We start from the raw sequence: 10,810 nt of genomic DNA on the forward strand, positions 1-10,810 counted from the left end.
CCCATGAGCGACAGGAGTGGCCGGATGCCGCGCGGTACCGGGAAAACACTGGGCAGGAGACTCGCCGCGGCGCTGCTGGCGGTGACACTGCCGCTGGCCGTCCCCACGGCCGCCGAGGCCACGCCGGCCCCGGGCGCGACGATCGTTCCCGTGCAGGTCACCGGGTCGCCGTCGGCCCGGTTCAACCTGGTGGTCCTCGGTGACGGGTACACCGCCGCCGAGCAGCCGAAGTTCCTGGCGGACGTGGAAAAGCACGTCAACACGCTCTGGTCGCTGGAGCCGTTCAAGTCCTATCGCGGCTATTTCAACGTGTACGCGGTGGGGATCGCGTCGCCCGAGTCCGGTGTGGACTGTGACCCCGACCTGTCCTCTCCCCGCCGGAACACGCCGCTGAACATGGGTTTCTGGGGCGGCTGTGATCCCAACGGCGTCCAGCGGCTGCTCACCATGGACGAGGCGGCGGCCAAGCGGTACGCGGATCTGGTCCCCGGCACCAGCACCGCGAACCGGCAGATCCTGGCGCTGGGCAACAGCAGCACCTACGGCGGCGCGGGTGGCACGTACGCGACGGCGTCGGGCGGGAACGCGTTGTCCGCGCTCATCTCGCCGCACGAGATCGGGCATTCGCTCGGCGGGCTCGACGACGAGTACGACTATCTCCAGCGCGGTGTTCCCGGCGGGGTCTACACCGACGGCGAACCCCGGTCGGTGCACCACACCGTGCTCACCGAGCAGCAGATGCGCGCGCAGCGGGCGAAGTGGTGGCGGTGGCTGGGCGAGCCCAGCGAGTCGGGCGGCACCATCGGCCGGTACGAGGGCGGCCTGTACACCCAGGCCGGGGTGTGGCGGCCGAGCCGTCATTCGATGATGAAGACCCTCGGCTACGCGTTCGACCAGGTCAGCCGCGAGCGGATGACCCAGCGGATCTCGGCGAAGGTGCCGATCCTGTCCGGCGGCACCCCGGCCACGGCGCCGATCGGCGCGGACCGGGTGGTCTGGGTGACGGTCACGCATCCGGGGAGTCATCCGCTGGACGTGACCTGGACACTCGACGGCGTCCGGCTGCCGGGCCGGGCACACGCGCTGGACCTGCGCAAGGCCGGTCTGCCCGACGGTAAGCACACGCTGACGGTTAAGGTGTCCGATCCGACGGCCTTCGTGCGAGACCCGGCCATCCGCGCCTCCGCCGCGCTGAGCGCGACCCGCACCTGGACCGTGGACACCTCGCTGCGCACACCCCCGGCGGGCGGCCCCGAGATCGCCGACGCGACGCCGACGGAGCACCCGGTCGGCGCTAGCGACGTCGTGTACGTCGAGACCGGGCAGCCCACCGGGTCGGTCCCGGCCGTGCGCTGGACGCTCGACGGGGTCCCCGTGCCGGTCGAGGGCAACGACCGCGACTTCGACCTCGGGGCACGGCACCTGTCCCCCGGCACCCACACGCTGACCGCGACGGTCGGGAGCACCTCCCGGTCGTGGACGGTGGACGCCCAGGCTCCCACCACGACGGCCACCCTCTCGAAAGCGGCTCTGTCCGAAGCAACGCGGACCGGGGGCACGGCGGAGGATCCCGAGTACGTGTTCGACGGCTCGTTCACCATGCGGCTCACCGCGGCCGACGACCGGGCCGGGCGGCTGATCCCGGAGTTCCGGGTCGACGGCGACGGCTGGCACAAGTACTACGGCTGGCCCACCGACCCGAACGCGCCGTTCCTGTTCACCGCGCGCGGCACCGAGATCGACGGCCTCGCCTACGGCAACCTCGGGCCCGGCGGACTGACCGTCTCCCCGTTCACCGAGCGGAAACCGGGCTACGGCAAGCACACCGTCGAATACCGCGCGACCGACGCGGCCGGAAACGTCGGCGCCACCGGCCGCTTCACCGTCACCCTCCTCCCCCCGCGCTGAGCCACCCGTTGGTCCGTGAATGCCACATTGAGGGACTCTGAGTCCCTCAATGTGGCATTCACGGACCTTCGACGGCGAGGGGGCGCAGCAGGACGCGGGGGGCGCCGGTGACCGGGTCGTCCACCACGGAACCGTCCACTGTGAACACTTCGCGCAGCAGGGCGGGCTCGAAGACCTCGCGCGGCGGCCCGGCCCGGTGGATCCGGCCGGAGCGCAGCACCAGTACGGTGTCCGCGTACTGCGCGGCGAGATCGAGCGAGTGCAGCGCGGCCAGCACGGTCACGCCGAGCGAGGCGGCGAGTTCCAGCGCGGAGATCTGGTGTTCGGGGTCGAGGTGGTTGGTGGGCTCGTCGAGGATCAGCAGCTTCGGCTGTTGCGCCAGCGCCCGCGCGAGCAGGACCCGCTGACGCTCCCCACCGGACAAAGTGGACAGTGCGCGCGCCGCCAGGTCCAGGCATCCGCAGCGGTCGAGACAGTCGCGCACGATCTCCTCGTCCGCCGCGGTGAGCCGGGCGAACGTGCCGTGATGCGGATACCGTCCCAGCGCCACCGATTCGCGCACGGTGAAGTCGTGGCCGCCCGGCGCCTCCTGGCCGAGGACGCCCACGGTCCGCGCGACCTCGCGACGGGGCAGCCGCCAGAGATCTTCCGAGCCGAGCAGCACCCGCCCGGCCGACGGCTTGAGCGCCCGGTAAACGGTCTTGAGCAGGGTCGACTTCCCGCTGCCGTTGGGGCCGACCAGCGCGACGAACGAACCGTCGGCAAGGGTGACCGAGGCGTCGCGCACCGCCGGGATTTCGGTGTATCCGGCGCTGACACCGGCGAAGGTCAGCTTCACGACAGCCCCACCACCCCGGCCGAGCTGCGCCGCAGCACGAACAGGAACACCGGGACGCCGACAGCGGCGGTGAGAATGCCGATCGGCAGTTCGGTCGGCGCGAGGACGAGCCGGGCCGCGGTGTCGGCCCAGACCAGCACGAGCGCGCCGAGCAGCGCCGACACCGGCAGCGAGCGACGGTGATCCGCGCCGACGAGCAACCGGCTCAGGTTCGGCACCACCAGCCCGACGAACCCGATGCTGCCCGACACCGCGACCACCGTGCCGGTCAGCAGTGTCACCACCACGAGCAGCAGCAGTCGGAACCGGGCCGCGTGCAGACCGAGCGCCGCGGCGCCGTCGTCGCCGAGGACGAGCAGGTTGAGCCGTCCCGCTCCGGCCGCCGAGAGCACCAGCAGGACACCGACGAGCACCATGCAGGCCAGCGTCAGCGGCCACTGCGCCCCGGCGAGGCTGCCCAGCAGCCAGAACAGGACCTGTTGCTGTGCCTCGGGATTCTTGGTACGCAGCAACAGAAACGAGACGACGCCGGACAGCAGCTGGGCGAGCGCGATGCCCGCCATCACCATCCGGCCCGGCGACGCGCGCCCGCCCGCCCGCGCCAGCAGGAACACCCCGGTCGCGGCGAGCAGCGCCCCGGCGAACGCCGCCGCGGGCAGCGTGACGAGACCGAGCACGGCCGAGCCGATCGTGGTGATCACCAGGACCGCCCCGACCGCCGCGCCCGAGGAAAGCCCCAGCACGTACGGATCGCCGAGCGGATTGCGCGTCATCGCCTGGGTCAGCACCCCGGCCACCGCGAGCCCGGCGCCCACGAACGCCCCTTCGACGACGCGGGGCGCGCGCAGCTCCCACACGATGAAGTCGTACCGGCCCGGCGCGCCACCGCCGCCGAAGAGATGACGCGCGAGGATCCCCGCGACCTCACCGGGCGGCACCGACACCGGGCCCAGCCCGACCGCGAGCACCATCGAACCGAGCACGAGCAGCAGGAGAACGCCCGCGAGCAGCGGAATGTTCACCCGCGCGAGCAGCGGCGACCGCTGCGGCGCGACCGTGCTCACGTCGCGGTTTTGCGCAACGCGGCGGCGATCGTCGCCACCGCCTGTCCATTGAGGACGCTGGGCGAGAGCAGGATGCTCTGCGGCACGACCACAACGCGGTTCTCCCGTACGGCGGTGCTCCCGGCCAGCACCGGGCTCGCGCGGACCGCCGCGACCAGGTCGGCGTCGCTCTCCGGCGCGAACCCGGAGAGCACCACGATCGCCTGCGGGTCCCGTGCCACGAGTTCCTCGGCGCTGAGGCTCGCGAAGTCGGTCGTGGTGTCCTCAGCGATGTTCTTACCCCCGGCCAGGGTGATCGCGCCGGTGGCCAGGCTGGTCCCGCCCTGGGTCACCACCGGCTGGCCCGCCGCGGGCGCCCGGGAGACCACGAGCGTCCGCACCGGCGCGCCCCCTGCCCCCTTCGCACTGTCCACAGCGGACTGGATCCGCGCGGCGAGCTGCTCCCCCTGCTCCGCGACGCCCAGCACCTTCGCGGCGTCGGTGACGAACTTCGTGGTGACGGACAGGTCCTTCACCGGGCCACCGGACGGTTTGCAGGCCGCCAGTGTCTTCGCCCCGGCCTGCGCCAGCCGGTCGACCGTCGGCGTGCCGTCGAACCCGCCGAAGCTGTAGGTCGAGATGCCGACGACGAGGTCCGGACGCGCGTCGATCACCTTCTCCGCGTTGCCCTGACCGGGATCGAGCACCGGGATCCGGTCCAGCACGGCCTTCTTCTCCGGCGGGAAGGCGGCGAAGAAGTCGGGCGCCGCGGTGCCGACGATCCGGTCGCCGAGCCCGAGTTCGGTGAGGATGGCGGCGGCCCCGCCGTCCATCGTGACGATCCGCTTCGGCGGCGCGTCCAACCGGGGCAACGGCGGACAGGCCGGTGGCGCGCCGTGCCCCGCCTTCTTGCCGCCCATGTCCATTCCGGACGAGGGCGCGGCGGCCGGGGTCGCGGACTCCCCCGCGCAGGCACTCAGGGACAGTCCGGCCACCAGGACCAGCGCTGCCAGCCGCCTCGGCTTCGGCGACGAATGAGCTGTACGCACCGCGGAACTCCTCACGAGACATTCGTTGTCAGTCCACAAGTCGCACGAACGAGGGGCGAAGTTCCCGGAATTTCGGGCACGGTCTGTGACCCGCGCCGCTTTCCGTCCCCAGATCGGGAACTTTCCCCGCCGCCGCCGCGACTTCTGCCGCGAACGACCTTCGACGGCGAGGAGAGAGCGTGCCCGTCCCGTTGTCCGGCACCGAGTACAAGACCGACCCCTACCCGCTGTACGCCGAACTCCGCGAGCAGTGCCCGGTGCACGCCGTCGAGTTCCCGAGCGGCGTGCACGCCTGGCTCGTCACCGGCTACGACGCCGCGCACGCGGCGCTGAACGACAAGCGCCTCGGCAAGCACCACTCGCGGGGCAACGACCGGTGGCGCGCCCGCGCGTCGATCATGCCGGCACCCCAGCACTCCCAGCTCCAGGTCCACCTGCTGCACCAGGATCCGCCGAAGCACACGGAGATGCGTAAGCCGGTTCTGACCTGGTTCGCGCCGCAGCGGATCGAGGGCCTGCGGCCGCGGTTCCAGGAACTGGCCGACGAACTGGTCGACGCGCTCCCCGCCGAAGGGCCCGCCGATCTCATCGCCGGGTTCGCCGCGCATTTCCCGTTCCGGGTGCTCGCCGAGGTGATCGGGCTGCCGCCGGTGCTCGCGAAGGCGTTTCGCCGCGAATGGGGCCAGGTCGTCGCGCCGGTGGGGCCCGCCGATCCGGGCAGGCCGCGGTACGAGGGGCTGCTGCGCGGGTTGCAGGGCTACATCGCCGAGGTCACCGCGGACAAGCGCGCCAACCCCGGCGAGGACCTGCTGAGCAGCCTCGTGCGTGCCCAGGACGAGGGCACGCTGACCGTGGAGGAGCTGGATTCCATGGTGTTCCAGCTGCTCGTGGCCGGGCAGGAGCCGGTGACCAACCAGCTCGGCACCGCGCTCATGACGTTGCTGCGGCATCCGGAAAAGCTCGCCGAACTCCGCGACGCCCCGGAGCTGCTGCCCTCGGCGGTGGAGGAACTGCTGCGGTTCGACTCCGCGTTCGAGCTGACGACCTGGCGGTTCTTCGCCGAGGACAGCGATCTGCACGGCACCCGGATCCCCGCGGGCGATTCGGTGATCGTCTCGCTGTGCGCGGCCAACCGGGACCCCCGGCGCTTCGAGGACGCCGACGAACTCGACCTCACCCGCTCCCCCAATCCGCATCTGGCCTTCGGGCACGGCATCCACTTCTGCCCCGGCGCCGCGCTCGCCCGCGCCGAACTCCAGATCGCGCTGGGCACGCTGCTGCGCAGGCTGCCCGGCCTGCGGTTCGCCGGGGATCCCTCCGACATCGCGTGGGTCCCCGCCGTGCTCGCCCGGGGTGTGCGGTGCCTGCCCGTCACCTATGACCGCCGCCGCTGAAGCTCACCCCCGCCGAGGAGACCCCGTGCTCGTCGCCACACCGTCCACTGTGGAGAGAACGACCGTGGACGTCCTGCGCCTGCTGCTGCCCCACCGCAGGCACTCACCGGGCGACGACGCCCCGGCACCGGAGGCGTTCGGACCGCAGCTGGCGCAGCTCGCCGCGTTCGTCCGCACCGGCGAGCCGATCCTGTTCACCCTGCCCGGATTCCCGTGCAAGTCGCCGAACCCGGCCAAGGTGCTCGGCCCACTGCCGGACGAAGGCGAGCGGCTTTCCCTGCGCTTTCTCGACGAGCTGTGTTCCGTCATCGAGGCGGTCTATCCGCCGGGCGCGCGGATGCTGATCTGCTCGGACGGCCACATCTTCGGTGATCACGTCGGCGTCGCGGACGCCACCATCGACGCCTACGGGACCGAGCTGCGCGCGATGATCCGCCGGGAGCACCGGACCCGGCTGACGACGTTCGACCTCGGCGACGTCCTCGGCGAACTCGGCTACGACGAGAAACGGCGGCGGGTACACGAGGAATTCGCGCCCGCCGTGGACGATCTCCGCGCGATGGTCCGCCGCGAGGAGAACGTCGCCCGGCTCTACCGGGGCATCACGCGGTTCCTTGTCGAGGACACCGCCGGGCACACCGGCACGAAATCCGCACTGCAACGCGAATGCCGCCGCCGCGCGTACGGCGTCATCCAGCGCAGTATCGCGTGGAGCGGCTTGATTGCCACCCAGTTCCCCCGCTCGGTGCGGCTCTCGATCCATCCGCAGCCCGCCGGTTCCGCGAAGTTCGGCATCCGGCTGCTCGACATCGAGGACCAGTGGACGACGCCGTGGCATTCCTGTGTCCTGCGCCGCGCGGACGGTACGCCCGTGTTGTTGCCGCACCACCGCGCCCGCGCGCTGGGCACGCTCGTCCGCCGCGACGGCCGCCCCAGCCACTACGTCGGCTGAGGGCGGCAATCCGGGCCGCCGGCGGAGGCGCTCACCGCCCGCGCGCATCGTCCTGCCTGTCGTCGACCCGTTGAGGAACGATCGTTCTTGACTGATCGTTCCTCAACGGTCTACGGTCGTGTCATGGGCAGGCCAAGGGCGTTCGACGAGGACGAAGCGGTACGCGCCGCCGTGGGGCTGTTCGGCGGCCGCGCGTACGACGGGGTATCCGTCGACGACCTGGTCGCCCACCTCGGCGTGCACCGCAACAGCCTGTACAAGACGTTCGGCAGCAAGCGCGGCCTCTACCTGGCCGCTCTGCGCCGCCACCTCGCCGACGACGTCCGTCGCCTGTGCGACGCGCTCGCCGCGGCATCGGATACCGCGACCGCGCTGCGACTCGTCACGTCGGCCGACCTCGGTCTGCTGCTGCTCGCGGCGGTCGAACGGGCACCGGCCGACGAGGAGGTCGCCGCCGAAGTGGAGGCCGCGCTGCTCGCCATCGACCAGGCGATCGCCGACGCGCTCGCCATTCCCGCCGAGCTGGCCGCCGCCCTCACCGCCACCGCACTGGGCATCCTCCTGCGCGGCAACCCCGGCGGTGTCGGCACCGCACTGACCCAACGCCTCGATCCTCTTCACTGACAAGGAAAACCGATATGGCACTGGTCCGCATCGACGGCGACGACCTCGTCGTCGTGATCAAGGGTCTCGACAAGCTCTGGGCCTTCAAGAGCAGCCTGACCATCCCGCTGGTCAACGTCCGTGGCGCGACCGCCGACCCCGGCATCACCGCCGATCCCAAGGGGATCCGCGCGCCGGGCGCCCGGGTGCCCGGCGTGATCACGGCGGGCACGTTCCACCTCGACGGCGAAAAGGTCTTCTGGGACGTCAAAGATCCGTCGAAGGCCGTCGTGATCGAACTCGCCGACGAGCGCTACAGCCGCCTGGTCGTCCAGGTCGACAACCCCCGTGCGACCGTCGCGCTGGTCGAGAACGCCCTGAGCTGAAGAAGGCAGGCCGATGTTCCCCCTCCCCGCCGCGATCGCGCTGGCGTTGGCCGTCGCGACCGCCACCCCGGCCGAGGCGACACCCCGCCTCGTGCCCGCCGCCGACCGCGAGGTCGTCTTCACCGTCGACGGGACGATCACCTACGGCACCCTGCACGTTCCCGAGCACCGTGCCGGGCACCGGCTGCGTGCCGCACTGCTGCTGCCCGGCAGCGGACCCACCGACCGCGACGGCAACCAGCCACCCGCGTCCCCCTCGAACACCCTGGCGCAGCTGGCTCACGCGCTCGGCGACGATCGGGTCGCCACGCTGCGGTTCGACAAGTACGGCACCGGCCGCACCGGGCTCGGCGCCTACCGCGATCGCCCGGAAGAACTCGACTACCCGGCGTTCGTCCGCCAGGCCAGGGCCGCCTACGAGTCGTTGCGCGACCAACCGGAGACCGACCCGCACGCGCTGCTGGTCGCCGGGCACAGCGAGGGCGCCATGACCGGACTGCTGCTCGGCGGCACCGTCCGTCCGCGCCCGGCCGGCCTGGCACTGCTGCAACCGCAGGCGATCCGCCTGCTGGACCTGGTCGCGATGCAACTGCACGCCCAGATCGCCGAGGCGGCCCGGCAGGGCCAGTTGACCCCGGAGCGGCAGCGCACGATCGACGCGGCGATCGACGCCGCCGTCACCGCCCTGCGCGAACACCGGCCGGTCGACACCACCGACCTGCCGCCCGCGGTCGCCCGGCTCTTCGAGGCCTTCCAAGGACCGAACGGCCGGTTCGTGGACAGCGACGACGCCGTATACCCGCCGGACGCCGCCGCGGCTCTTCGGCCGGGCACCAGGGTGCTGCTGACCTGCGGCACGAACGACGCCCAGGTCCCTTGCGCCACAACCGACGCACTGACCGCCGCCCTGCGCCGCGCGCACACCGGCGGACCGGGCCGGGTGCCACTGTCCGGAGTGGACCATCTGCTGCACGACGCCGGCCACCCGGACACCCTCGCCCCGGCCGTGCTCGACGCCCTGCACCGGTTCGCGGGGCGCTGAGCGTCCAGGTCAAGCGACGGTCGGCCCCGGGCTGGCCGGTACCGTCCGGGGGCGCAGGGTGGTGGTGAAGGTACGCCAAGCGGCAGCGGTGACAGCGAGGCTGCCGGAGTCCGGAGTCTTGGAATCGCGGACATGCGCATGGCCCGGCTGGCGCGCGACCTCCACACAGTCGCCGCCGTTGGACGAGCTGTAGGAGGACTTCCGCCAAGTCAGGGGGTAGTGCACTGGTCCGCCGCTTTCTCTACCGAGGACGCAGGGTGGTGGTGAAAGTACGCCAGGCGGCGGCAGTGACGGTGAGGCTGCCAGCGTCCGGAGTCTTCGAATCACGAACATGAGCCCGGCCAGGCTGGTGCGCGACCTCCACGCAGGTACCGCCGTTGGACGTACTGTAGGAGGACTTCCGCCAGGTCAAAGGATGCCGCACTGGTCCACCGCTTTCTCTACCGAGGGCGCAGGGTGCTGGTGAAAGTACGCCAGGCAGCGGCGGTTACGGTGAGACTGCCGGTGTCCGGAGCCTTGGAGTCACGGACATGCGTATGGCCCGGCTGATACGCGACCTCCACACAGTTCCCGCCGTTGGACGAGCTGTAGGAGGACTTCCGCCAAGTCAGGGGGTAGTGCACTGGTCCGCCGCCTTCTCGATCAGGTCTATGGTCTCCCGGTGGGAGAGGGCGTCCGCGCGGAAGTACTCAAACATCCGGCGTAGGGCCGCCACGTCGGCATGACCCTCGACGACCTCTCCGCGAAGTTGATTGTCAACATACGCCACGTCAGGGGCACCGTCGAGGCTGGCCACGACGAACGGCCCAGCGAACTTGGCGCAGGCCGGGGCATCCGGCGGCACGACCTGCACCGAGATGGTGCGCCGCTGCGCCATCTCCGCCAGATGTCGTAGCTGCTCGCGCAGTACCTCGGCGCCGCCGACCTGCTGGCGAAGCACAGCCTCGGCTAGCAGCGCCACCAACATCGGTGGCTCACCTTCGTCGAGCACCCGCTGACGTTCCAGCCGAGCGGCCACCAGCTCCTCGGAGTCCAGAATCGCCCGCGCGTAGTCCGGAGTCTGTAGCAGCCCTGGGACGATAATTGATTCAAATGTCAGCAGGGTAGTGGCGCGTTCCTCCACCGCGATCCACTGGTCCAGCCATTCGTGCGCAACCTCCCGTGCCGCCAGTTCGGCGAGCATTCGCGAGAGAAAACCATTGGTACCAAGGATTTCCTCGCAGCGGGCGAGGTCGTCGGCTTTCGGGGTGCGTTTCCCGGTCTCCCACATCGCGACGAGCGACTGGGACATGAACACGGCCTTGGCCAGTTCCTCCTGGCTGAGCGACTTTCCGTCCCTGGCCAGCGCCAGTTCGCGGCCCCATGCTTCCAGTGCGGTGCGACGTTTGCGTGCCATGACCATCTCACATCGTTGGGTGATGACTGGGAAGCGATCACGTACTGCCTATATCGTGTCACTGATTGTCATCCTAGTGTCCTGCGTCTGAAGTTCGTTGATTAATTGTAGGGTTGACGGATGGCGGGTAGGGGTCGGCCGGTGGCCGCTGTGGTGTTGACCGATGAGGAACGCGAGACGCTCCGGCGGTGGGCGCGGC

General features: G+C 70.9%; 13 protein-coding genes. 6 read left to right on the forward strand and 7 right to left on the reverse strand.

Features of this window, described 5'->3' with window-relative positions:
- The first annotated feature begins 3 nt into the window (after positions 1-3).
- Complete coding sequence (locus ABD987_RS44050) at positions 4-1,908, forward strand: M64 family metallopeptidase (protein ID WP_345408926.1); 1,905 nt, start codon at positions 4-6, stop codon at positions 1,906-1,908.
- Positions 1,909-1,966: 58 nt separating this feature from the next.
- On the opposite strand, the gene ABD987_RS44055 is transcribed toward ABD987_RS44050, so the two are convergent.
- From ABD987_RS44055 to ABD987_RS44065, 3 genes are read right to left on the reverse strand one after another with little or no spacing between them, the layout of a single operon-like run.
- Positions 1,967-2,746 (reverse strand): ABC transporter ATP-binding protein, encoded by a 780-nt coding sequence (locus ABD987_RS44055; RefSeq protein WP_345408928.1) that lies wholly within the window; start codon positions 2,744-2,746, stop codon positions 1,967-1,969.
- The gene (locus ABD987_RS44060) at positions 2,743-3,810 is read right to left on the reverse strand and encodes a FecCD family ABC transporter permease (RefSeq protein WP_345408930.1); all 1,068 of its coding nucleotides are present in this window, start codon (positions 3,808-3,810) and stop codon (positions 2,743-2,745) included. The genes ABD987_RS44055 and ABD987_RS44060 overlap by 4 nt, the downstream gene beginning before the upstream one ends.
- Positions 3,807-4,838 (reverse strand): ABC transporter substrate-binding protein, encoded by a 1,032-nt coding sequence (locus tag ABD987_RS44065; protein WP_345408932.1) that lies wholly within the window; start codon positions 4,836-4,838, stop codon positions 3,807-3,809. The genes ABD987_RS44060 and ABD987_RS44065 overlap by 4 nt, the downstream gene beginning before the upstream one ends.
- 179 nt (positions 4,839-5,017) lie before the next feature.
- Between ABD987_RS44065 and ABD987_RS44070 the strand changes: the two genes are divergently transcribed.
- The 5 genes from ABD987_RS44070 (at position 5,018) to ABD987_RS44090 (ending at position 9,215) form a co-directional block, all read left to right on the forward strand.
- Positions 5,018-6,232 (forward strand): cytochrome P450 family protein, encoded by a 1,215-nt coding sequence (locus tag ABD987_RS44070; RefSeq protein ID WP_345408934.1) that lies wholly within the window; start codon positions 5,018-5,020, stop codon positions 6,230-6,232.
- A 25-nt stretch (positions 6,233-6,257) separates the two neighbouring features.
- A complete protein-coding gene (locus ABD987_RS44075) occupies positions 6,258-7,184 on the forward strand; it encodes an L-tyrosine/L-tryptophan isonitrile synthase family protein (protein WP_345408936.1) in 927 nt (308 codons plus the stop codon).
- A 123-nt stretch (positions 7,185-7,307) separates the two neighbouring features.
- Positions 7,308-7,808, forward strand: coding sequence for a TetR/AcrR family transcriptional regulator (locus ABD987_RS44080; RefSeq protein ID WP_345408938.1), 501 nt, complete (start codon positions 7,308-7,310; stop codon positions 7,806-7,808).
- A gap of 14 nt (positions 7,809-7,822) precedes the next feature.
- Positions 7,823-8,173, forward strand: coding sequence for a hypothetical protein (locus ABD987_RS44085; RefSeq protein ID WP_345408940.1), 351 nt, complete (start codon positions 7,823-7,825; stop codon positions 8,171-8,173).
- Positions 8,174-8,186: 13 nt separating this feature from the next.
- The gene (locus ABD987_RS44090; RefSeq protein ID WP_345408942.1) at positions 8,187-9,215 is read left to right on the forward strand and encodes an alpha/beta hydrolase family protein; all 1,029 of its coding nucleotides are present in this window, start codon (positions 8,187-8,189) and stop codon (positions 9,213-9,215) included.
- 9 nt (positions 9,216-9,224) lie between these two features.
- On the opposite strand, the gene ABD987_RS44705 is transcribed toward ABD987_RS44090, so the two are convergent.
- The 4 genes from ABD987_RS44705 to ABD987_RS44110 are packed head-to-tail and all read right to left on the reverse strand — an operon-like array spanning position 9,225 to position 10,611.
- On the reverse strand, positions 9,225-9,542 hold the full coding sequence (locus tag ABD987_RS44705) for a DUF397 domain-containing protein (RefSeq protein ID WP_378273112.1): 318 nt from the start codon (positions 9,540-9,542) through the stop codon (positions 9,225-9,227).
- On the reverse strand, positions 9,457-9,639 hold the full coding sequence (locus ABD987_RS44100) for a DUF397 domain-containing protein (RefSeq protein WP_345408944.1): 183 nt from the start codon (positions 9,637-9,639) through the stop codon (positions 9,457-9,459). Before ABD987_RS44100 ends, ABD987_RS44705 begins: the two co-directional genes overlap by 86 nt.
- Before the next feature lie 16 nt (positions 9,640-9,655).
- A complete protein-coding gene (locus tag ABD987_RS44105; RefSeq protein ID WP_345408946.1) occupies positions 9,656-9,838 on the reverse strand; it encodes a DUF397 domain-containing protein in 183 nt (60 codons plus the stop codon).
- On the reverse strand, positions 9,823-10,611 hold the full coding sequence (locus ABD987_RS44110; RefSeq protein ID WP_345408948.1) for a helix-turn-helix domain-containing protein: 789 nt from the start codon (positions 10,609-10,611) through the stop codon (positions 9,823-9,825). The genes ABD987_RS44105 and ABD987_RS44110 overlap by 16 nt, the downstream gene beginning before the upstream one ends.
- Positions 10,612-10,810: the final 199 nt, after the last annotated feature.

The organism is Amycolatopsis samaneae (assembly GCF_039541975.1).
Lineage (GTDB): Bacteria > Actinomycetota > Actinomycetes > Mycobacteriales > Pseudonocardiaceae > Amycolatopsis > Amycolatopsis samaneae.